This window comes from Achromobacter sp. RTa (assembly GCF_000757485.1).
Classification (GTDB): Bacteria; Pseudomonadota; Gammaproteobacteria; order Burkholderiales; family Burkholderiaceae_B; genus Achromobacter.
The window spans coordinates 104,699-126,166 of sequence record NZ_JPYO01000029.1 but is presented as its reverse complement, the minus strand read 5'-3'; the positions used below and the strand labels follow the sequence as shown (position 1 = coordinate 126,166).

At 60.9% G+C, this 21,468-nt stretch carries 25 protein-coding genes and 1 tRNA gene; 10 read left to right on the top strand and 16 right to left on the bottom strand.

Going from position 1 to position 21,468, the window contains the following annotated elements:
- Positions 1 to 15 precede the first annotated feature (15 nt).
- Both pstA and pstB read left to right on the top strand, forming a co-directional pair.
- Positions 16 to 870 (top strand): phosphate ABC transporter permease PstA, encoded by an 855-nt coding sequence (gene pstA, locus JL37_RS11235; RefSeq protein WP_043544081.1) that lies wholly within the window; start codon positions 16 to 18, stop codon positions 868 to 870.
- A gap of 48 nt (positions 871 to 918) precedes the next feature.
- Positions 919 to 1,695, top strand: coding sequence for a phosphate ABC transporter ATP-binding protein PstB (gene pstB / locus JL37_RS11230; RefSeq protein WP_043544079.1), 777 nt, complete (start codon positions 919 to 921; stop codon positions 1,693 to 1,695).
- A 21-nt stretch (positions 1,696 to 1,716) separates the two neighbouring features.
- Here pstB and JL37_RS11225 read toward each other — a convergent pair whose 3' ends face one another.
- Positions 1,717 to 2,475: an SDR family NAD(P)-dependent oxidoreductase gene (locus JL37_RS11225; RefSeq protein ID WP_052097103.1), complete on the bottom strand. Its 759-nt coding sequence runs from the start codon at positions 2,473 to 2,475 to the stop codon at positions 1,717 to 1,719.
- A gap of 153 nt (positions 2,476 to 2,628) precedes the next feature.
- Positions 2,629 to 3,189: a TetR/AcrR family transcriptional regulator gene (locus JL37_RS11220; RefSeq protein WP_052097101.1), complete on the bottom strand. Its 561-nt coding sequence runs from the start codon at positions 3,187 to 3,189 to the stop codon at positions 2,629 to 2,631.
- Between the two features lie 174 nt (positions 3,190 to 3,363).
- On the opposite strand from JL37_RS11220, the gene JL37_RS11215 reads away from it, so the two are divergent.
- The 3 genes from JL37_RS11215 (at position 3,364) to JL37_RS11205 (ending at position 7,139) form a co-directional block, all read left to right on the top strand.
- Positions 3,364 to 4,161, top strand: a complete 798-nt coding sequence (locus JL37_RS11215; protein ID WP_369798541.1) for a class II aldolase/adducin family protein — start codon at positions 3,364 to 3,366, stop codon at positions 4,159 to 4,161.
- 73 nt (positions 4,162 to 4,234) lie between these two features.
- The gene (locus tag JL37_RS11210) at positions 4,235 to 5,581 is read left to right on the top strand and encodes an MFS transporter (protein WP_043544077.1); all 1,347 of its coding nucleotides are present in this window, start codon (positions 4,235 to 4,237) and stop codon (positions 5,579 to 5,581) included.
- Between the two features lie 19 nt (positions 5,582 to 5,600).
- On the top strand, positions 5,601 to 7,139 hold the full coding sequence (locus tag JL37_RS11205; RefSeq protein ID WP_043544076.1) for an AMP-binding protein: 1,539 nt from the start codon (positions 5,601 to 5,603) through the stop codon (positions 7,137 to 7,139).
- A gap of 81 nt (positions 7,140 to 7,220) precedes the next feature.
- Here the strand turns inward: JL37_RS11205 and JL37_RS11200 are convergent, their stop codons facing one another.
- Complete coding sequence (locus JL37_RS11200; RefSeq protein ID WP_043544074.1) at positions 7,221 to 8,573, bottom strand: aromatic acid/H+ symport family MFS transporter; 1,353 nt, start codon at positions 8,571 to 8,573, stop codon at positions 7,221 to 7,223.
- 258 nt (positions 8,574 to 8,831) lie between these two features.
- Between JL37_RS11200 and JL37_RS11195 the strand changes: the two genes are divergently transcribed.
- Positions 8,832 to 8,908, top strand: a tRNA-Pro gene (locus JL37_RS11195).
- 686 nt (positions 8,909 to 9,594) lie between these two features.
- Here JL37_RS11195 and JL37_RS11190 read toward each other — a convergent pair.
- The 12 genes from JL37_RS11190 to JL37_RS11145 all read right to left on the bottom strand — a co-directional run bounded on the left by JL37_RS11190 (position 9,595) and on the right by JL37_RS11145 (position 17,380).
- On the bottom strand, positions 9,595 to 10,149 hold the full coding sequence (locus JL37_RS11190; RefSeq protein WP_043544072.1) for a hypothetical protein: 555 nt from the start codon (positions 10,147 to 10,149) through the stop codon (positions 9,595 to 9,597).
- A gap of 141 nt (positions 10,150 to 10,290) precedes the next feature.
- On the bottom strand, positions 10,291 to 10,467 hold the full coding sequence (locus tag JL37_RS30440) for a hypothetical protein (RefSeq protein ID WP_156124281.1): 177 nt from the start codon (positions 10,465 to 10,467) through the stop codon (positions 10,291 to 10,293).
- A 350-nt stretch (positions 10,468 to 10,817) separates the two neighbouring features.
- Positions 10,818 to 11,018: an AlpA family transcriptional regulator gene (locus JL37_RS30435; protein ID WP_043544164.1), complete on the bottom strand. Its 201-nt coding sequence runs from the start codon at positions 11,016 to 11,018 to the stop codon at positions 10,818 to 10,820.
- Positions 11,019 to 11,396: 378 nt separating this feature from the next.
- A complete protein-coding gene (locus JL37_RS11175) occupies positions 11,397 to 11,675 on the bottom strand; it encodes a hypothetical protein (RefSeq protein ID WP_043544070.1) in 279 nt (92 codons plus the stop codon).
- Positions 11,668 to 11,865: a hypothetical protein gene (locus tag JL37_RS11170; protein WP_043544069.1), complete on the bottom strand. Its 198-nt coding sequence runs from the start codon at positions 11,863 to 11,865 to the stop codon at positions 11,668 to 11,670. Before JL37_RS11170 ends, JL37_RS11175 begins: the two co-directional genes overlap by 8 nt.
- A complete protein-coding gene (locus tag JL37_RS11165) occupies positions 11,862 to 12,689 on the bottom strand; it encodes a hypothetical protein (protein ID WP_043544067.1) in 828 nt (275 codons plus the stop codon). The genes JL37_RS11170 and JL37_RS11165 overlap by 4 nt, the downstream gene beginning before the upstream one ends.
- Positions 12,686 to 13,516, bottom strand: coding sequence for an antA/AntB antirepressor family protein (locus tag JL37_RS29705; RefSeq protein ID WP_052097091.1), 831 nt, complete (start codon positions 13,514 to 13,516; stop codon positions 12,686 to 12,688). Before JL37_RS29705 ends, JL37_RS11165 begins: the two co-directional genes overlap by 4 nt.
- Complete coding sequence (locus tag JL37_RS30430; RefSeq protein ID WP_129528813.1) at positions 13,513 to 13,773, bottom strand: hypothetical protein; 261 nt, start codon at positions 13,771 to 13,773, stop codon at positions 13,513 to 13,515. The genes JL37_RS29705 and JL37_RS30430 overlap by 4 nt, the downstream gene beginning before the upstream one ends.
- A 612-nt stretch (positions 13,774 to 14,385) precedes the next feature.
- Entirely contained in the window at positions 14,386 to 15,234 is an 849-nt protein-coding gene (locus JL37_RS11150) for a hypothetical protein (RefSeq protein WP_043544065.1), read from the bottom strand.
- Positions 15,231 to 15,971, bottom strand: coding sequence for a hypothetical protein (locus JL37_RS30425; RefSeq protein ID WP_129528814.1), 741 nt, complete (start codon positions 15,969 to 15,971; stop codon positions 15,231 to 15,233). Before JL37_RS30425 ends, JL37_RS11150 begins: the two co-directional genes overlap by 4 nt.
- A 101-nt stretch (positions 15,972 to 16,072) precedes the next feature.
- The gene (locus JL37_RS30055) at positions 16,073 to 16,480 is read right to left on the bottom strand and encodes a helix-turn-helix transcriptional regulator (RefSeq protein WP_081955037.1); all 408 of its coding nucleotides are present in this window, start codon (positions 16,478 to 16,480) and stop codon (positions 16,073 to 16,075) included.
- Positions 16,481 to 16,888: 408 nt separating this feature from the next.
- Positions 16,889 to 17,380: a hypothetical protein gene (locus JL37_RS11145; protein ID WP_043544063.1), complete on the bottom strand. Its 492-nt coding sequence runs from the start codon at positions 17,378 to 17,380 to the stop codon at positions 16,889 to 16,891.
- A gap of 239 nt (positions 17,381 to 17,619) precedes the next feature.
- Here JL37_RS11145 and JL37_RS11140 point away from each other — a divergent pair, with 239 nt between their 5' ends.
- The 4 genes from JL37_RS11140 to JL37_RS11125 all read left to right on the top strand — a co-directional run bounded on the left by JL37_RS11140 (position 17,620) and on the right by JL37_RS11125 (position 20,946).
- A complete protein-coding gene (locus JL37_RS11140) occupies positions 17,620 to 17,820 on the top strand; it encodes a hypothetical protein (protein WP_043544061.1) in 201 nt (66 codons plus the stop codon).
- Between the two features lie 111 nt (positions 17,821 to 17,931).
- Positions 17,932 to 18,249 (top strand): hypothetical protein, encoded by a 318-nt coding sequence (locus JL37_RS30665; RefSeq protein WP_165359207.1) that lies wholly within the window; start codon positions 17,932 to 17,934, stop codon positions 18,247 to 18,249.
- Between the two features lie 10 nt (positions 18,250 to 18,259).
- A complete protein-coding gene (locus JL37_RS30050) occupies positions 18,260 to 19,222 on the top strand; it encodes a replication protein (RefSeq protein WP_197064595.1) in 963 nt (320 codons plus the stop codon).
- Positions 19,219 to 20,946 carry a toprim domain-containing protein gene (locus JL37_RS11125; RefSeq protein ID WP_052097086.1) on the top strand — a complete coding sequence of 576 codons (1,728 nt, stop codon included), beginning with the start codon at positions 19,219 to 19,221 and terminating at the stop codon, positions 20,944 to 20,946. Before JL37_RS30050 ends, JL37_RS11125 begins: the two co-directional genes overlap by 4 nt.
- 32 nt (positions 20,947 to 20,978) lie before the next feature.
- On the opposite strand, the gene JL37_RS11120 is transcribed toward JL37_RS11125, so the two are convergent.
- A complete protein-coding gene (locus tag JL37_RS11120) occupies positions 20,979 to 21,245 on the bottom strand; it encodes a hypothetical protein (RefSeq protein WP_043544056.1) in 267 nt (88 codons plus the stop codon).
- Between the last annotated feature and the right edge of the window lie 223 nt (positions 21,246 to 21,468).

Here is a 21,468-nt window from a genome sequence, read left to right as displayed (position 1 = left end):
CACAAGGAAAAGATCATGGCTGTATCCGTACTCAACATGCAGAACGGCATCTACCGCCGGCGCCGCGTGGTCAACCGCATCATGCTGACCGTTTCGCTGGGCACGCTGACGTTCGGGCTGTTCTGGCTGTTCTGGATCATTCTGACCCTGTTGACCAAGGGCGCGCCTGCCCTGTCGCTGACCCTGTTCACCGAGATCACCCCGCCGCCCGGACAGGCCGGCGGCCTGATCAACGCCATCTTCGGCAGCGTGGTCATGGCCGGCGTAGGCACGCTGATCGGCACGCCCGTCGGCATCCTCGCCGGCACGTACCTGGCCGAGTATGGCCAGCGCGGCTGGCTGGCCCCGGCGACGCGTTTCCTGAACGACGTGCTGCTGTCGGCGCCGTCCATCATCATCGGCCTCTTCATCTACGCCGTGTACGTGGCGCAGGTGGGGCACTACTCGGGCTGGGCGGGCGCGATTGCGCTGTCCATCCTGGTGATCCCGGTGGTGGTCCGCACGACCGACAACATGCTGCTGCTGGTGCCCAACAGCCTGCGCGAAGCGGCTGCCGCCCTGGGTTGCCCCAAGTGGCGCATGATCACCCTGGTGTGCTATCGCGCCGCCAAGACCGGCATCATCACCGGCGTGCTGCTGGCCATCGCCCGGATCTCGGGCGAGACCGCGCCGCTGCTGTTCACCGCGCTGTCCAACCAGTTCATGTCCTTCAACATGAACGCGCCGATGGCCAACCTGCCGGTCGTGATCTACCAATACGCCGCCAGCCCCTTCAAGGACTGGAACAACCTGGCCTGGGCCGGGGCCACGCTGATTACGCTGCTGGTGCTGGGCATCAACATCATCGCCCGCAACATGTTCCGCAAATAAAGATCGCTTTGCCGGCGCGCCAGGCGCGCCGGAGCCAAGGGAAACCAAATGGAAAACACCGCTACCGCCGTCAAGAACAAGATCGAGGTCAAGAACTTGAACTTCTACTACGGCAAGTTCCATGCGATCCGCAATGTGAACATGTCGATCCAGGAGAAGAAGGTCACGGCCTTCATCGGCCCGTCGGGCTGCGGCAAGTCCACGCTGCTGCGCACCTTCAACCGCATGTTCGAGCTCTACCCCGGCCAGCGTGCCGAGGGAGAGATCATCCTGGACGGCGAAAACCTGCTCACCGCCAAGACCGACATCTCGCTGATCCGCGCCAAGGTCGGCATGGTGTTCCAGAAGCCCACGCCGTTCCCCATGAGCATCTACGACAACATCGCCTTCGGCGTGCGCCTGTTCGAGCGCCTGTCCAAGGGCGAAATGGACGAGCGCGTCGAATGGGCGCTGAGCAAGGCGGCTCTGTGGAACGAAGTGAAGGACAAGCTGCACCAGAACGGCAACAGCCTGTCGGGTGGTCAACAACAGCGCCTGTGCATTGCGCGCGGCGTGGCCATCAAGCCCGAGGTGCTGCTGCTGGACGAGCCGTGTTCGGCGCTGGACCCGATTTCCACCGCCAAGATCGAAGAGCTGATCGCCGAACTGAAGAACGACTACACCGTCGTCATCGTGACGCACAACATGCAGCAGGCGGCCCGCTGCTCGGACTTCACCGCCTACATGTATCTGGGCGAACTGATGGAATTCGGCCAGACCGACCAGATCTTCGTGAAGCCGTCGCGCAAGGAAACGGAAGACTACATCACGGGCCGTTTCGGCTGATCCGGAAGGCCGCCCGTATCGTCAGCGCTGGCCCAGCTCCCTGAAGTTCATCCAATGGGAGGTGGCCAGCCAGCCGGCATCGACAGGGATGCTGGCGCCCGTGACCGCGCTGGAATCATCGCTCATCAGAAAGCTGATGACGGATGCAATTTCTTCCACTTCAACCAGCCGGCCCATCGCGGTGTGCGCTTCGATGGCCGAGGCGCTGCGCTTGCCCGAGTCCAGTTTGTCGCGAAAGATCGGCGTCAGGGTGAAGCCTGGCGCGACAGCGTTGACCCGCACACCCTTGGGGCCAAACTCTCCTGCGGTCAGTTGCGTCAGGGCGCCCAGGGCGACCTTGGACGGCGCATAGGCGTGCAGCGGCAACGAGCGCAGCTCATTGATGGATGTCACGTTTACGATCGATCCTGCCCCGGCGTCGATCATGAGCGGCGCGAAGGCCTGGATGCATTGCTGCGCGCCGAAGTAGTTGACGTCCCAGATCCGGCGCTGTTCGGCGTCGGTCATATCGAGGAATGGCTTGACGTCCGGGAGCCCGCCCGCCACATTCGCCAGGCCCGCGATTCCCGCTGCGTCCTTGCGCAAACTGTCCGCCATGAGGTCGATGCTGGACCTATCGCTCACATCCATGGCCACGCATCGCAGCATGGGATCGCCGTGTCGCCGCAGGTTTTCCAGCGAGGCGTCGCTGCGATCGGTTGCGATGACCTGCCATCCGTCCTGCCGCAGCCGGTGCGCGACGGCCTGGCCTATGCCTCCTCCAGCGCCAGTGACCAGCACGGCGGCGCCGGCAGCGCGCCTGTCGGCAAGTATGCCTCTACGGCGTTGCGAAATAGGTTGCGGCACTCCGTCCTCCGTCGATGTCCACCCGTGATCGGGTGGTGTTTTATTTCTGAACTATTAGTTCAGTAAATCAGGAGGGCCGGCGGAGTGTCAAGCTTTTTTGCGCGCGCGCGCAGGCTTGGCGCCTGGCGTCGTCGACAGGCCGTTCATGACGAGGTCCACATGCTGGCGCACGAATTCCGCGCTTAGCGGTTGGTGTCCGACCAGCAGCCGGTAATAGAGCGGCGCATACAACACATCCAGCACGACCTCCGGGTCCGCATCCCGGATCAGGCCTTTCGCGATCGCGGCCTTGACGATTTCCACGCCTTGCCGCCGGCGGGCGGAAATGTAGCCGTCGCGGAAGGCCTGGGCGATTTCCGGATCGGCCTGGCCTTCGGCGATCAGCGCGCTGATCATGGTTCCGATCGGACCGTGGAATTCTTCGGCCATTTGAAGCAGGCGCGCGAAGACGCTGTCCAGGCGCACTTCGTCGGGATAGGGCAGGGCTTTGCCGGCTTCCCGCAGAAACGCGCTCATGATGACCGCGGCCCGGTTCGGCCACCACTTGTAAATCGTCGCCTTGCTGACGCCGGCCTGCGCCGCAATCGCATCCACCGTCGTCGCCTGCAAACCGTCCTTGAGCAGTACTTGATAGGCCGCGTCCAGCACGGCGGTTTCAGCCTGCACGCTACGCTTGCGCCCGCGCTGGGCGGGGGCCGGGGGGGCGACGGGAACGGAAGTGCTTGACATTCAAAAGTCCTTATTAAATACTAAACTAAACGTTTAGTTTATAAATAAGCGCGGCATGGAAGACCGCTGCGATCCTCACAAAGGAAGCCTGGAATGCTGAAGTCTGACACAACTTTTTCCTCGTTCGAGTTGCCGATGGAGCGGATTGGCGACGACTCGGGGCTCAGCGCGCCGGAGCAGGCCATCCGGACGGATCTGGCCGCGGCGTATCGCCTGTGCGCGCTCTGGGGCTGGGACGACCTTATCTACACCCATCTATCGGCGCGGGTGCCGGGGCCTGAACATCATTTCCTGGTTAACCCTCTGGGCCTCGGGTTCGAGGAGATTACGGCGTCGAATCTGGTGAAAATCGATCTGGAGGGCCGCGTGGTGGGCGACTCGCCCTACCGTCCGAATGCCGCCGGCTTCGTGATACACGGGGGGATTCACGAGGCGCGCGCCGACGCAGGTTGCGTCATGCATCTGCATACCGAGGCGGGCATGGCGCTGTCCGTCCTGGAAGAGGGGTTGCTGCCGCTGACCCAGCACGCGATGCGTTTCTTCGGACGTATCGGCTATCACGATTACGAGGGTATCGCCCTGACCCTTGGCGAGCGCGAGCGCCTGGTGGCCGACCTGGGCAGCCATGCGGCGCTGGTGCTGCGCAATCATGGGACCTTGACGGTTGGCAGAAGCGTGGGGCACGCCTTCGTCGAAATGTTCTATCTCGAAAAGGCTGCGCGGACACAGCTGCAGGCCATGGCTTCGAACCGCTCGCTGCGGGTTCCTGATGAGGCCCTCGCCGCGTTGACGGCGGCGCAATGGATCAATGACCTGAAATCATCCGGAGACCGCGAATGGCCCGCCATGCTGCGCAAGCTCGACCGCCTGGATCCTTCCTACAAGGACTAATGCCATCGCCCGGAAGCGCCCATAGTTCCCTATCGAAATCAAACAAAGAACATAACAAGTACGGAGACAATACATGAATGCCACGACACAAGGCACGCAGCGCGTTGCCGATGAAACCGTGCGCCGGCTGCTATGGCGCATTCTGCCCTTTTTGGTGCTTTGCTACATCGTCGCCTTTCTGGATCGGGTGAACGTGGGTTTTGCCGCATTGCACATGAACGGCGACCTGGGCTTCAGCGCAACGGTCTACGGACTGGGCGCCGGCATCTTTTCCATCGGGTATTTCATTTTCGAAGTTCCCAGCAACCTGATCCTGAACCGGGTCGGCGCACGTATCTGGATAGCTCGGATCATGGTGAGCTGGGGCCTCATATCGGCGGGCTTTGCCTTCGTGCAAGGCGAGTATTCGTTCTACGTCATGCGGTTCCTGTTGGGCGTGGCGGAAGCCGGCTTCTTTCCAGGCATCGTGCTGTATCTGAGCACCTGGTTTCCCGCCAGGACGCTGGGAGGGGCGACCGCAATCTTCATTCTTGGCCTGCCCATCGCAGTGCTGATCGGCGCGCCCATGTCGACTGGCATTCTCGTGGCCATGGATGGTTTCGTCGGCCTGGCGGGCTGGCAATGGATGTTCCTGGTGGAAGGAGGCATGGCCGTCGTCGTGGGCGTTTTCGCCTTTTTCCTGCTCTCCAATGGCCCTGGGAACGCGACGTGGCTGAAACCCGAGCAACGGGATTGGCTGGTGCGCACGCTTGAGCAGGAACGGCGCGCCAAGGAATGCGTGCGGCGCTATGGCGTATGGGAAGCCCTGATGAACGGCAAGGTGCTGCTGCTGTGCTTTGCGATTTTCTGCAATATCACTGCTCTCTTCGGCATCACACTGTGGATGCCCCAGATCATCAAGGGGTTCGGCGGCCTGAGCAACACGCAGGCGGGCCTGCTCACTGCGGTTCCCTATTTGTGCGCGGGCATTGCGATGGTTTTCAACGCGCGGCACTCGGATCGCACCGGCGAGCGGCGCCTGCACGTGCTGGTGCCCGCCTGCCTGGGGGCGATCGGCCTGGTGACGGCCGGCCTGGCCGCCTCGCCGGTGCTGGCCATGGTGGGAATATGCGTAAGCGCCGCCGGCATATTGTCTTCCAATATCCTGTTCTGGCCATTGCCTTCCATGTTCCTGACCGGAGCCGCAGCCGCGGCCGGCATTGCCCTGGTCAACTCCGTGGGCAATCTTGGGGGTTTTGTGGGCCCCTACCTGACCGGTTGGACCAAGGACTACTTCGGCAATTATGCTGCCAGCATGTGCGTGCTGGCAGCCATGGTGACTTTGTACGGCGTCATCATCTACGCGTTCGTGACGGTGATGGCCCGGCGCAGCGAGCCGGGCCATACGCCCGCCGGAGAACTGGCGACCGTTACCAAGTGATCGGAATAAAGAGACAGTTATGCATCTAAGTCGGCTTTTTCAGCGCAGCGTCCGGATGTTCGGCGCGCGCCCCGCGCTGGCGCAGGGCAAGGCGCCAGCGCTTACCTACCTGGAACTCGACAGGCGCGTGCGGGCCCTGGCGCATTGGCTGCAGGCCGGGCTTGGCCTGCGGCCAGGCGACCGCGTAGCGCTGGCAATGAAGAACTCGGTTGAGTATGCCGAAGCAATGCTTGCGATCTGGCATGCGAGGCTGTGCGCGGTGCCGATCAATTGCAAGCTGCACCCCACGGAGACCGCCTATGTCCTGGAGGACTCGCAGGCCAGGCTTTGCCTGGTGCAGGGCGACGGGGCGGACGAACTGCGCCAGGCAAGCGCTCGCGGCCGGGACCTGCAGATTGTCGATGTCGGGTCGCAGCAATGGCTGTCCGCAGGCGTGGGCACGCCGGCGCCGGACGCTACGGTCATCGACGGCGGGCATGAACTGGCGTGGCTGTTCTATACCAGCGGCACGACGGGCAAGCCCAAAGGCGTCAAGCTCAGTCATGCCAACCTGGTCGCGATGGCGATGAACTTCCAATGCGACATGCTGGCCATCGACGAAACCGACGTGTTGATCCATGCCGCGCCCATGTCCCACGGCAGCGGTCTGTACGGCGTGCCCTACTGGATGCGCGGCGGCCTGCAGCTTGTTCCGGATAGCGGCGGGTTTGACGAGTCCGAACTTTTTTCCTTGCTTGGCCATTACGAGCGAGCCAGTTTTTTCGCCGCGCCAACCATGATCACACGCATGCTGCAGCACGCCGGCAACGCGGATCCGGCATTGCCGGGATTGCGATGCATTTTCGCGGGTGGCGCTCCGTTCTATGTGGAGGACATCAAGGCCGCCGTGCGGTGCTTCGGCCCCCGCATTGCCCAGATGTATGGCCAGGGCGAGACGCCGATGACGATTTCCGCGTTGCCGGCGCACGTCATCGGTCAGGCCGTCGCGCTGCGCGACGACGATCTGCTGGCTTCGGTAGGCTATGCGCAGACTTCAGTGGATATCGACATCGTGGATGAGCAGGGGCGGCCCTTGCCGCCAGGAGAGGTGGGCGAGGTCACCGTCCGCAGCCCCACCGTCATGCAAGGCTATTGGCGCAATGACGAGGCCAGCGCGCAGGCGCTGGCGGGGGGCGCGTTGCAGACTGGCGATGTCGGCCTGATCGACGATCGCGGGCTGTTGCATTTGAAGGACAGATCCAAAGACGTGATCATCAGCGGCGGCACGAACATATATCCGCGGGAAGTGGAGGAGGTGTTGCTGCGCCATCCGCGAGTGCGGGAAGTATCCGTCATTGGCGCGCCGGACCCCGAATGGGGGGAGTCGGTGGTGGCGGTCGTGGTCGCATTGGAGCCGGTCGGCGCCGACGAACTGAACGCGCTTTGCCTGGCCTGCATGGCGCGCTTCAAGCGACCGAAGCGCTATGTATTCATGGACAGCCTGCCCAAGAACGCTACGGGGAAAGTGCTTAAAGGCGAATTGAAAAAGCGCTGCGCCGTCGAGCCGATGCCGAGCTAGGCCTTTTGCCGGCGGCGTCGAGGGTGGCGCAAAGCGGGCATTTGCGCCACCACGGCAGCGGGTTTCCTCAGATTCCGATGCCTATGGCCGCTGCAAGGCCTGCCTGGAACCAGTTGCAGACGCTTCCTTGCCGCTGGCGTCATAACGGGCGGGAATCAGCAGGACCAGCACCGCCGCCAGCATGGCCGCGCACGAGAAAACGATGAAGTTCCAGGCCAGCGGCAATTGCAGCCCGGCCAGGTATCCGCCCACGATGGGGCCGCTCATCGCGCCGATGCGGGCGAAGGAAAGCGCCCAGCCGGTGGCGGCGCCGCGCGCATGGGCCGGATAATAGCCCGCCAGGTAGCCGGTCAGGATCAGCGACGAGGAAATGCTGCCGATGCCGGCCAGCGCCACCCACAGATAGTTCACCGCCAGCGGGTTGTTGTAGGTCAGGCAATAGATGCCGGCGGCGCCGGCCAGGTAGAACAGCGCTACGATCCTGCGCGGTTCGGTCCTGTCGGCGAACCGGCCCAGCACCAGGCCGCCGATGGCCGAGGCCAGGCTGAACACCAGCAGGAAGGAAATGCTGGATCCCAGGTCGTAGCCGTTCTTGCGCATGATCTGCGGCAGCCAGGTGTTCAGGCCGTATACCAGCATCATGCCCAGGAACAGGGCGCCCCAGAAGCACAAGGTGGCACGCAGGTGGCGCGGGGCGAACACCGCCGCCATCACGTCGCGCCAGGTGGACTTGGCGCCGGCCACCTCGCGCGGCCGGAAAGCGTCCAGCGACGGAATGCCCAGGCGTTGCGCCTGCGCCCGCGCGCCGGCCTCGTCGCCCTTGGCGAGCAGGTATTCCAGCGATTCGGGCAGCAGCCGCGCCAGCAGCGGCACGAGCACCAGGGGCAGGGCGCCCACCGCGATGACCGCGCGCCAGCCCCAGTGGCTGAGCAGGGCCATGGCCACGGCGGCGGCGCACAGGATCCCAAGCGAATATCCCGAATACATCACGCCATAGTTGAAGCCGCGCCTGGCCGGCGGCGAATATTCGATGGTCAGTGCCGCCGCGGCGGGAATCACGCCGCCCAGCCCCAGGCCGCCGATGAAGCGGAACGCGCCGAACCAGCCGGGCGTGGGCGCCCAGGCTGCGCCGATCATCGTCAGCGAGAAGAGGGTGACGCAGGCCAGCAGCATGCGCCGGCGGCCCAGCAGGTCGCTCAGCGTGCCCACGGCGAACGAGCCCACGAACATGCCGGCCAGCGCGTAGCTGCCCAGCACGCCCAGCTGTATCGGGCTGAGGGCCCAGTTCTTGTCTTCGGCTAGCGCGGGCAGCACGGCGCCCATCACGCCGACGTCGTAGCCTTCGAACAGGATGGCCAGCCAGCAGACAAAGAGCACGGTATGGGTGGTCCGCGCTGGCGTGGCCCAGGCGGATGGAGCGGAGGCGTTTGCCATGAGTTTCCCGATGAGTGTTTATTGGGTTGCGCCAGCGGCGCCCGCTGGCGGACTGCAAGACGCTCCGGCGCGCAGACTCAGGGCGATAGGCGTCGCGGCTAGCCCCTGGCGGCAATTCCCCACACCGTCGGAAGGCCGTATTTAATTTAGGCTTGAAATATATAGGTGTCAATCAGGGCTAGACCGGTCCGGCGCGCCGGACCAAATGGGGCGTAGGGCGGGGACGGCCGGCCAGTATCTGGTATAGTTGCCACCCTTCGGGGCGTAGCGCAGCCTGGTAGCGCATCTGCTTTGGGAGCAGAGGGTCGTGAGTTCGAATCCCACCGCCCCGACCAATAAAATCAAGGCCGTTAGTGATAGTGTTCACTAACGGCCTTTGTCATTTTCGACGCTGTGGGGCAACTTATGGGGCAACCGGTCGGCAGGGGTGCAGTTCGAGCAGATTTCACTTCTACACTATGCTCTGTTCGCGTCTCAAGATAGCCGTGAAGACTGCCGGGGCGACACGCTCAAATGGGGGCAGGGTCTAGCCGGATCATCGCTACTGCTGGGAGCGGTCATCCTGCACGGGTGCTAGGACAGGTCGTCTGGGCTGGCACCAGGTTGCGGGATGATGAGGCGGGCAGTGGGTGCGGAACTAAGATCCAAGAAAAAGCCCTAGGGCGCAGGCCCCAGGGCTTCAGACTACTTAATCGAACAAGTTACCTTGTCCGGGGTGCGAGCGGCAATGTTCGCAGACATGTTCCCACCGATCAAATCGGTAGCGAACATACGGACGAACACGAACCGCTTTAGGATACATGCAAATGCGCATGGCGTTCTCCTAAGCAGGTTGAAAACGCCGGCGGCACTTGCCCTTACCTTTCGGTAAAGGTAGACTAACCCCGTCTGGCTAAAGACATGGGTACTCGGCGCGCCGCCGACACCAAGAGAAGCTCTTAGGGATCCAACCCCCTAAGGGCTTTTCGCTTATTTGTACCAACTGAGCATAAACGCCCTCCTTTAGTTTGTTGTTTAGACCTTAAGCCAGGTCGTTGTTGTCGGTTGCAGCAGTCTGGGCCTCCGCCGGGATCTCTTGCTCGGAAGGTTTGTACCGTTCGCGCACGAAGTCGATGCCGCGTTCAGTCAGACGGTACAATCCAAGTGCGGGTGAATCCAACAATCCAAACTTGTTCCGGTAAATGTTGGCAAACGAGCTGATGTCCTTCCGAGTCTGCCGGAGCCCTTGCTCTTCGGAATAGGAGACCACTTCATCAAGGGTCTTTCCTCCTTCCTCCTGCCCGATAAAGGCCAGTATTTTCAAGGAAGCAGTGGAAATTCTTGACGGCAACCGGGGGGATGCCTGCAAGTCGACCGGAGCATTGCCTCCTTGCTGCTCTCGATCATCCGGCGGCGAAATCATGGTCGCAGAACCGGGCGACGCAGCGGACTGATCGGGCGGCGAGTCATTTTCGTCGTCTTCAGCAGCGAGTTCTTCAATGGTTCGGATGCGTTGCTCATGGTGAGCAATACGCCTGCGCAGGGCCTCTATTCGGCTGCGCTCCCGTTCGATCAATTGACTATAAACGATGTTCATTGGCGTTCCTTCGCCCTGGGTGCAGCCTGGGGCTGTTCAGATATCCAGGATTCTACACTGATCTACTGGGGACAATCAATCATCCAAAATAGATCCTAACAGAATGCCACCTCCGGGTGGCTTTTGTTGCTGCTCGCGTCCTCAACCCGGAGCTTCGTAGCCGGCCCGCGCTAGGCGCAGCGTCTCGGGTCGAAGCCTACCAAGCAGCAGAGATTGCCCGAGGATGCCGGTCCCGGTTCGATAGGTCAGCCGTGCGTACTCAATCTCAGTGCCGTACGCGGTCAGCATCGTGTGAATTGAAGCCTTGATCAGTTCCATGGTGGAGTCCTTGTGAATTGCCGGGCGGTCAACGCGACTCGCCCTCCTTGCATTCCACTCCTTCCGCTGCGCAGTGTTCTGCGTTATTGGAAGAGTATGCGCACCCATCCTCCCCATCAGCCCGCCTAGAGCGGGCATTTTTTTGCCCCTACTCGAGTAGCTCCAAATGACCATGTCTATCTACTACTCGGTCAATCAAGACCGGATGTTGGAGCCCTCATGGTTAGGATCATCATCTGGGTGACGGTAGTGCTGGTACAGGCCCTCTGGGTCCAGCCAGCCTACTAGCCTCCTAAAAAAACAAAGCCACCTTCGTAGTGGCCTTTTTGTTGGCACAGAGCGTGAGTGCCCTACGTTGAGCCTCTTGTTCGCGTGATGGTCTGCGAGACCCACTCGTCGATCTCCGATTCAAGCCACACAGATGTGCGCCCGTTCTTGATGCACGCCGGGAATTCGCCAACCTTGATCTGCTCGTAGATCTTGGTCTTGCCCATCCCCACCCGGCTTTTAACCGCGCTCAGAGGCAGAAGAGATTCGCCATGCTCACGCATCTCTACCTCCTTCGTCTTCGAACAGTGCTTCCAAATAGGAGCGGGCCCGGCGCGCTGCAGCTGGATCCCTTCGGCCAAGTGGGCGATTGGCCGTGTGACCGTAGGCCGCTTGAGACGGAGCGACAGGGATGTCGCCGCCCTCCAGTGGGCTGGCTCCCGCGATAACCCGTCGCGCATCGTCCATGGCTGCATTCCATCCTCGCACGTAGACGCGTATCTCTGCGTCCACGTGCTTGGGTAGTAGCAGACTCCACATGACGTCGTCCTGCTTGGTGAGTTGATTGCGCTTCGTGTGAGCGCCGCAGCCTGGCCACTGACGCTCGAGCTCTTGAATCAGAAGTGCGCGGCGCCTTTGGTTGAGGAGTTCGATGATCGTGATCACTTCGTCTCCTCCGTGACGGGGGCGCGCCCCGCAGTGTTCAATAGGTTGCGCGCCGCGTTGGCGCTGGCCTTTAGGTGAGGATCGGCCGAGGCCTCGAGGATGCTGGTGGTGATCTCGAGCGCGCTGGCCAGGGTTGCGCAGCGCTCGCGCATGGCTGCCGCCTCGCCCTTCGCCTGGGACAGCTCGGCCGTGGCCTTGTCGTACAGGCGTACGTAAAGCGCGCGGCCACGCACCGCAGCGGCGAGCTGTTCGGTCGGGTTGCGGGGCTTATGCATGGCGCACCTCCGTCACGATGGACAGATGGTTGGCAAGCTCGCGGGCGCGGGCGCTACCTATCTGCGCCAGAGCATGGAGGGCCACGCCGTCAGCCTTGTCGAGTGGCATAAGCTCGTCCAGCGCGTCGAGCAGGGCCTTGATTTCCCACGCCATCGAAGCTAGATCTTGGGGGGCGGGAATGTTGCTCATGCTGCCTCCCGCAATTCATGGGTGCAGGAACCGGCCCTAAACGCGGGGCGGCCAGTGGTGCCGTTGATAAGCAGCCTCTCAGGCAACTGGTTTGCGGGACGTTCCAGGGCCCTTGCTTCGTAGTCGATTGCTCGCTGCTTCACGCTGGGATTGATGTCAGGCCCGACCCACATATGAGCGTCCTGCCGGCCGAGCATCCGTAGCGGGACAGTCCGATACCGGCCTGGCTCAATGTGGGGCTTCTGCCCTTTCGTGTAGTTCCTGCGCCCGCCTGTCACACCATCGAGGAATGCAAGTTCGGCTTCGATGGCCTCTTCGCCCCGTTGCCCGCATTCGGTTTTGGGCATTGGGCGGTCGCATACCTGGGCCCATGCCCAACGGTCAGCAAGTATCTCGTTCGCTTGCCATATCCGGCGCAACGTTTCGCGGCAGAATTCGGTATCGTCAGCCGCTGGGCTGAACCGGAAAGAGAGTGAGCAGTAGTTGTCCGCGCTATGCCCGATTTCGTGAAACAGCCAAAAGCGATACATCTCAGCGTCGGTAAGCTGCGACACATCACATTCGAAACGGGTCTTGCCGGTACTGCGGATGTGGCTGGTGTCTATCGTTGTGGCAAGCAGCAAAGATGCAACTTCAGTGAGCGATCCAACGACTGCGTCCGAGGTGGCGTCAATAACGCACGCGTCCAGTCCGGACCTAAGCCCGATCACCTGTGCGGGCTGGTCGAACAATCTCAACGCGAGGCCGTGGGCCTTGGCGATTTCCGCGTACTCACGGTACAGGACGGGTGTGATGCTGAGAATCGAGTTGGTGCGCTTGCTCATGCTGCACCTCCCTTACCTAACAACCGGCCGGTCACGATGCGATGCAGCTCAGCGAACCGGTCAACGTACCAATGCGGCTGCGTCTCGCGCGGCGATGCCGGGTTGGTCAGGTTCTTGCCGTACGCGAGGCCTTTCTCAGTAACCGCCCAGAAGTGCTTCGTCTTGGTAGGCGTTGAGCGGCTAGCGCGTGTGCGCTCTTCAATCATGCCAGCGTCACGGAGCAGGGCGTTGTACGCGGCCACGTTTGTCGTGATGCCGTGCTCCTTAAGCAAGGAGGTCAACGATGACGTCGGCATCGAACTACCTGCTGGACCATCGCCCGCAGCGTCCACGACGTAAGCGGGCAAGAACGACGTGTCCAGGGCGTGGCGTTTGCCGATGTACTGCAGCATCGCTACTTGCGACGACGGGGCCGGGCGCAAGAGGCGGGTGAAGCACTCCATGATGGCCAGCTCGCCGACCAGCCGGGGAGCTGCTTCGGGGGCGCGAGGATGGCCGGTTTGATCGTGCAGCCGACGCTCGCATTCGATGAAGTACTGTCGCGCCTGCTTGCCCTTGGCGTTGCGCTCGACCATGGATAGTTCCTTGGCCATGTCGAGGGTCAGGACATATTCCTTGATCGGGCGGCCGCCGCGGAGGTTTTCCCCGATTTCGGTGAAAACCTCGAAGTCCTGATGTTCAACGAACGCATACTGGTCGATGCGGTCTTTGATCCAAGTCGAGAAGTCTTTGCCGACCTCTAGGAAGGAGTGCAGGTCGCGTGCATTGGCTGTCGGGACGGCTTGTCCACCGATCTGGCAGGTGCCTACGGGAATGAGGTGGTTCATTGCGACACCCCTTCGGCGAGAGCGGCGATTTCGCGCGCGAGATCTTTAGCTTGGTGGACGTAGGCGTCTTGAAGCGAATCGCTCAGGGTTTGAAAGCTCTGGCGTTCGAGACCCATGAATTGAAGAAGCGCGTGGAGAGACTGCGCTTTGATGGCAATGGCGTTCAAGCCCTCGGCGGCAGGCGGGCATTCTCCAGTTGGTATCACATGTGTGGGTGCGCTACTATTGCTCGAGAGCAACGATTTGGTTTGGGGCATGGCGTGACTCCTGTGCCTTAGGTTTTTGGTGGCGACTGTGTCGCCGGTTGCTCGCATGGCCCCTTCCTGGCTGCAATCCAGGTCGGGGCCAAACTTTTTGGTACGTCTAGTACCAACGAAAGTTAGATGTATCTTACGTTTGGCATTTTATATCGTCAACTGCGCCTTACAATTTTGACGGCAGTTGTGCTACGCCTGCGGACTGTTGCGTATAGGTCAGGGCTTAGCGCCCGTCGTCTTTCTGGTACGCGGCGCGCCAGGGGCGATCAGCTAGGGCCGCGCATCGTCCACGAGTCATGCTCTGGACGCGAGGATAGTTTGCGACGGGCTCGGGGGAACGGTCTTGCGCAATCCAGATCTGAATCGTGGACTTGGCTACACCGTGGACTGCCGATACGACCGACAGACGCATACGGCCCGTGGCAGCCAGTGCGGCGCTATGGGTTTTAGCGGTATGTACCGATTTGCTATACGGGGCGGTGCGACCCGATTTGAGAATGGCGGCTTGCATCGCTGCTGCACTCCTGCGAGGTGAATACAGGTGCAGTCTGGCGATCGAGGGAGCGTTCTGGGCCTAACTCGGGTTGGGCAAAACCTAATTCGGGTGCTGATCTATGATTTTTCAGCTTTTTTTGGAAGATACTCCGCGGCTTCCTGTAGCCGCTTGCGTATTGTGTCTTCTTTCACATCATCTATGCCTACGGTCTGGAAATCCCGCAGCAATTCTGCAACCGTGGCCGTCCTTTTCTCGCCTGTATAGGACTTGTAGTTCGCCGCCGTGAGTCCTGCGATGATCTTTAGGAGGGTGTTTTTCTCGCGTGTAGATAGTTGATCATCCTCTTTCGCCTTTGGGGCGGAAGTCAATGATTGCTCAAGGCCTCGCAATGCTGTCGTTCGTACCGCGAGCTCAATGTCCTCCGTCAGACAGTCGTCATACGATTCAATCTGCCAGAGATCGCCGCTATCTTCCTGAATGAGCAACCTACCTGTATCGTATTGGGCAGATTCCGAAGGCCTGCTAAATTCGTCCAGGCATTGCAATAGGAACACGCGTGAATAGCGAGTAGCGGGCAGGTCCGCTATTTCACGTCCCGGCTGGTCTCGGGCGTAGCCAATTGCGCTCATTCCCAATTGCAGCATCTCTCCCTCCCCGCAAAACTCGGGAAGGTGTATTACCTCACCATCCACCGGCTCCCGCCTCGTAAACACGGATTGTCCCGTGGAAGCCCCTTCATTCAGTTGGTATTCGACTTCTTCATATTCGATTTCACTTGCCGGTTTTTTGTACCAACGGCGTGCGTATAAGTAGCTTGCCAGCAGGCGAATCGATAGCCGTAGATGACCGTCCAGGGCCAATTGAATTACGTCGGCTTCGGTGACGTGCTCACCAAAGGATACGGAAAGGTACTTGGCAGCGTCGGCCAGTGTCACCCATTGCTTCAAGGTGAACAGCTTGCTCATGCTCTCTTCCTAGTCGCTAAGGCATCTGGGATCTGACCTAAGACCTTTCGCACCGTGTCATCCGAAACTGGTGCTCCGATATCGTCTGTCCGTTGCGCGACATTGGTGGTCGCGCCTCGTTCGTTGAGGTCGATTTCAGAATACTTGCAGAGTGCGGCGATGATGATGAGTAGAGTATTCCTCTCGGTTGTCGCCAATTGGGAGGTGTTCTTTTTCAAGGCTTCTAGCTCCTTGATCGCAGGTGCGGCCTGTTCCTTCCACGCTGTTTCAGCTTTTTCAATCCGTGCCTTCAGTGCATCACGTTCGGCCTGCAGCGCCCTAAAGCTGTCCGCGTTGATAGCCGTATGAGTCGTGCGCTCGATTTCATCAAACAAGAACTTTGGCTTGTCGGCTGGGAATTCTCGCGAAATCCATTCCTTCAAGTCATTGCGGGAGACATGGCGACGTTCTGGGGCAACGTGCTGCGTTGAGCCGTCGAAGGCTTTGCCGCTTTCCCTGCTTACCAACAGAATGCCTTGTTCAATAGCTTCGTGGATCGCTCGGCACCTCGGCTCGAGACAAGGAATGTAGGGGTGTCTGAAGACTGCGCGATGGACCTGTTCTGCAATTTGTAGATGTTCCTGCACTTCGCCGGCAGGAATGCCGCACCACAATGCCGCAGCAGTTGGCACCGGATACACCGTGTAGTAAGACTGGACTTGCTCACAGCTATCATTGGCCCAAGCTTGACTCTTCATTGCGCTGTCCTATGCGCCGCCCAAGGAATAGGAGCCAGCACCAGGCCGATGGGCGTTTCGGCATAGACCCGTCGGGTTAGGTGCTGGCAACAAAAACCCGATCAAGCAGCCTTCGGCTTTTTGGCCGTGCTCACGCGTGCAGATGCCTCCCACTCGTCAATTAATGCGAGGGCGCGTCCCTCAATCATTCTTTTGACGGCGTCTGGCAACTGGGCGTACCGCGCAGGGTCGATCGCTTGAAACGGCCACTCTCCTGACGTCCGAGCGCCTGCATCTCTTTGATCCAGATCACCTTGGCGCGGCTCGCCGCGGCCGGTTGCCACCCAAATCGCGTCCACATTGCAAGCAGCGGCCAATCTGGACGCGACTTCCGCTGTCAACGTCTTGACGCTGCCATTTCGCCAATCGGAGACGGCCGCGCGACTTACGCCAGCCTGTCTGGCTAGCTCAGCGGCGCTCCAGTGATTCTCGGAGAGCAGGAAGTTAATGCGATCGGGGAGAGTGGTCATGGCGTCAATTTATCCTAACAAATGTAAGATGCGGCTTGCATTTTAGTGCAAGATACGTCTAACATTGCGCATGGAAAGAAATTTGACCCCCGAGAGCGACATGCGCCCCGTACTGCGTGCAATCCTCGCCGCAGGAGTTCGGCAGGCAGAGATAGCCCGAAAACTCGGCGTGTCTCGCGCGTGCATATCGGATGCCGCCAAGCCTAGCGATAGACCTTGGATGCCCTCATATGCGACGGGCGTGGCACTGCTGTCCATGCTTCGGGATCAAACATCGTGATCCCGGGGGGGGGCGCCCGCATGTTTAGCGTCGATGCCACGCTTATCGGCCGTGCGGAAGAGGTCGGCGTGTTGCTCGCACCTCGACATCGAGTATGCCGCCCGTTCGGGAGGCGCGTGCGCCGTACGTTAGGCAATCCAGCAGGCCAATCGGCCAAGGAATGGAACGTCGACCACCCAATCGTCAAATCCGTTCGTGCGCAGATTGGCATTGTGGGCTGGGATAGCCAGCGCGGTGATCGTGTCAGGGCCATTCGCCTGAAGGCGCCGCAATTCGCGGTCGATCTCGGCCAAAGTCATCTCAGGGGCCCGCGCGGCCAAGTCACCGAATTTCTCTCGTTGGACAGCGCAACGGACAGCCTTTTGCGCGGGTCGGATCTCTCGCTCGAGGTATGCCGCGGCAGCGATTACGCCGCCGATTACTCCGGCAATCACCCCCCGGCCGCCTGCGACCGCCGCCACTGCTGCCGAGCCGCCGACCATGTTGATCAACGAAAAGACACTATCGATTCGCCGATAAAAGCGCTCGTTCATGTCGTTGAACGTCACGCCGTAGAGGACATCAAGGACCGCCTCGGCGTGGTTCCTTTCAACGGTCGTTATGGCCTGCTTGGTAGTCATTCCGCATCCTTTGAGGTTGAGGCTGCGGCGTCGGATTGCGCCGCGGGGGTGCCTGATTTCTCTTTTCCATGGTCAGTCCCTTGTGAGCAGGTTGGGGGTGTAGGAGCCAACATTCTGTCACAAGTGGACTCGACCGCCCATATCGAGTCGGAGGATGTGGCCGAAGTGCACATCCCCGGCGTCACCACCACGCCGCCGGCACCGGGTGCCGTCCGCATCGGCCCGGAGGACGTGTAGCCATGAACACGGCAGTTTCCATCTTGATCCTAATGGCCGCGTTCACGTGGCTGCTGATGCTGATCGTCGGTTGCTGCGTGGGCCTCTGGCTTCTGTGGCGCCGGCGCGGCATGCGCAAGTGGATTGCCGATTTCGATCGAGGTCTGGAGCGCGAAGAACGCACCCGGGTCAACTTTCAACGCCGCCACCGGCTCAGGCCGTAGGCGGATAACGGTGTGCACACGGCTAGGGTAGCTCCCGAAGAGATGGACTCCTCCACCCATCCTGCCGAAGTGCCTTCTTTGTGGAGTGATGGAGGTTCTATGGCCCCTCGCATGATCGTGCCTTTGCTGCGCTACACGGACGCACGTGGCACGGAACGGGAAATTTCCCTGGTGCAGCACCAGCCCGACCAGCCGCCCAGGATCGTCAGCGGCTCAGGCCCCGACGCGCTCGATGTGCCGCTGTCGGCCTTGTTCGGCGTTCAGATCACGCACGATCCCATCCGCCAACTGATCGGTGATGGGCCGGAGTTCGCAGAACTGCCCGCCGACCGAGTACGTGAGGCCGCTGCCCTGGCACTACGGGCGCTGCCCGCGTCCGCAGGCTGCTTCCGCGTTGTGTGGATACCCGACGACGGATTGCCGTTCTGAGGCGCACACATTGACACACGACAACACGTCGCCGCAGGTCGAGGACGGCCATACGCGCATCGCAAACGAGCTCCTTGAGGGCTTGTGCCGTGCCGGCCTTTCAGCGCGCCAGTGGGCCGTTGTGATGGCCGTGGTTCGCAAAACCTATGGGTATGGAAAGAAGGCTGACGACATCAGCCTGGGACAACTCTCATCTATGACTGGCATCGCCAAGCCCCACGTCAGCCGTGCTGTAAACGACCTCATTGCCGCAGGCGTCCTACGCCGGACGGCCGGCACATTCAGCAACTCGCTGTCCCTCAACAAGCGCTACAAACAATGGACGCTTGGGGGCGCTGCTCAAACCGTTACGGATTCGGTTGCGGAGGGGTTACCGAAAGAGCAACGGGGGTTACCGGAACAGCAACCCCTTGATGGGGTTACCGAAACGGCAACCCAAGTTACTGATTCGGTAACCACTACTGGGGTTACTGATTTGGTCACTGGGGTTACTGATTCGGTAAGGGTTACCGATTCGGTCACGCAGGGGTTACCGATTCGGGAACCACAAAAGGAAACTATACAAAAGAAAGAAAAACCCTTGTCGGGCAAGCCCGACTCGGCGGCTCATCCCGAAGCCGAAAGCGACGCCGCCAAGACCATCATCGCCCATCTCAACGAGGTGACTGGATCGGCGTTTAAGCCCGTAGAGTCCAACCTCCGCCTCGTGCGCGGCAGACTCGGCGAGGGCTACACCGCGGAGGAAATTCGCGCGGTGATCGACGCCAAGCGCGCCGAGTGGTTCGGAAATCCGCGTTGGGGGAAGTACCTGCGGCCTGCGACCTTGTTCAACGCGACGAACTTCGCGCAGTACGCGGGGCAGCTGAGCAACGTCGTGATGCCCGAGGATGGGCGCGTCGATCTGGGCAATGGTCGCTATCGGCTCAATGGCCGAATTTTCGGCGCTGATGGCCGTCCGGAGGTGGTGCTGTGAAGACCTTCGATGACTTCGGGATCGACCTGCGGGGCCGCACGGGCGTGGAGGTCAAGACCACGTGCCCGAAATGCTCGCCCAGTCGCCGGAAGAAAAACTATCCGTGCCTGTCGGTCAACACCGAGAAGGGCCTGTGGAACTGCCACCACTGTGGTTGGGGCGGGTCGCTGGGCCACGGCGAAGAGCGCCGGCCCGAGGCTCCGAAGATCTACCGCAGGCCGGACTACGTGCTGAACCGCACCGATCTGCCCCAGGCCGTCGTGGACTACTTCGCCGGGCGCGGGATCAGCCAGGGCACGCTGCTGCGCAATTGCATCGGCTACGGCTCACAGTACTTCCCACAGGTCGAAGAGGAACGCACCTGCGTGATGTTCCCGTACTTGGACGGCGACGAGGTGATCAACGTCAAGTACCGCACCGGCGACAAACTGTTCCGTCTGGCCTCGGGGGCGCAGCGCGTGCTGTACGGCTTGAACGATGTGGATGCAGTCCTGATCTGGGTCGAAGGCGAGATGGACAAGTTGTCGGTGGAGGAGGGCGGTTTCAAAAACTGCGTCTCGGTGCCCGATGGCGCGCCCACGCCGGACACGAAGAACTACGACAGCAAATTCGATTTCCTGGATTGCGAGCAGTTGGCCAGCGTCCGCGAACACATCATCGCTGTGGACGACGACGCGCCGGGCCGGCGCCTTCAGGAAGAGTTGGTTCGCCGCCTCGGTCGCGATAAGTGCCTGATCGTGACCTGGCCAGAAGGCTGCAAAGACGCAAACGACGTGCTGATCAAGCTTGGCCCCGAAGCCTTGCAGAAGTGTATTGAAGACGCACAGCCGGTGCCGATCGAGGGAACGTACTCCGTGACGGACTTCCGCTCGGAAATTCTGCGCCGCTACGAGGGTGAGGTCAGGCGCGGTGTGTCGACCGGCTGGCCCGGCATGGACGGGCACTATACGGTGCTGGAAGGGGAGTGGACCCTGGTGACCGGCATCCCCGGCCATGGCAAATCCGAATGGCTGGATGCCCTGGCTGTCCATCTTGCGCAGCAGCATGGTTGGAATTTCGGAATGTTCTCGCCCGAGAACTTCCCTGCGGACTATCACAGCGAGAAGCTGATGGAGAAGTTCATCGGCAAGCCGTTTGCGGCGGGGCCGAACGACCGTATGGACGTGGCGGAGTTGGACAGGGCAATGGATTTCTTGGCCGACCACTTCACTTTCATGATGCCGGAGTCGCCCAGCCTTGATGCGCTGCTGGAACAGGCTAGCCGGTTGGTGACCCGCAAGGGCATCCGCGGGTTGATCATGGACCCGTGGAACGAGATCGAACACGGGCGGACCGCCGGACAGACGGAGACGGACTATATCTCCCTAGCTTTGTCCAAAATCCGCAAGTTCTGCTGGGCGCACGGCGTGCACACATGGGTCGTGGCGCACCCGGCGAAGCTCTACAAGGACAAGGATTCGGGCGACTACCCGATCCCCACGCCATACGACGTGTCAGGTTCCGCGCATTGGCGCAACAAGGCCGACAACTGCATCACTGTGTACCGGCACGTCAAGGACGAGAACAAGCCGGTGGAGATCCATATTCAGAAAATCCGCAAGAAGTTCGTCGGTCGCGTGGGTATGGTGGAACTGCAGTATGACCGGGTGACAGGTCAGTACCGCGATTATGCGCATTTCACGCGGGCGCCCATCTACTCGCTGCAAAACCGGGGATCGGCGTGATGACTGTTCTGCCATATCGGACGGTCGTCAATCTAGAAACGAGAATGCTTGCCGAACGGCACCTCTTCGTCACTCGGCTTTTCAAACGCCGCGGTATCCCCGTTCAGATCCGCGACATGGATCTGCGCAAGGCGAGTCGCTTCGTCGATAGCGATTTGTGCGGAAGGGTAGCGCTCCTCGATGGCGATGCGTTCGCCGGCAGTTCCATCTGTGCCCGGAATCAACGTGTAGCCAATGCGCCAGTGCCCGTCATCCTGGAAAGGGCGTTCTATCTGGAAGTCCCATTTTGCTTTTTCCATAGCATCTCCTGGTCGGGCCTTCATGCTACTGCGGTCAATCCGGCCCTGAAAAATCTGCGGGTATTCGCCTGATGGCGATTGCCTGCCGCAATACATCGTCCCCGCTTGCCGGAGGACGTTGCGCTTCACCGAGAGCACTGTTCACGACGGCTCTGCGGTTGAGCTTGTGGCGCGCTTGCTGCGCGTCCCTCCCTACAACCCTGGAATCGTTTGAGGACTTGAT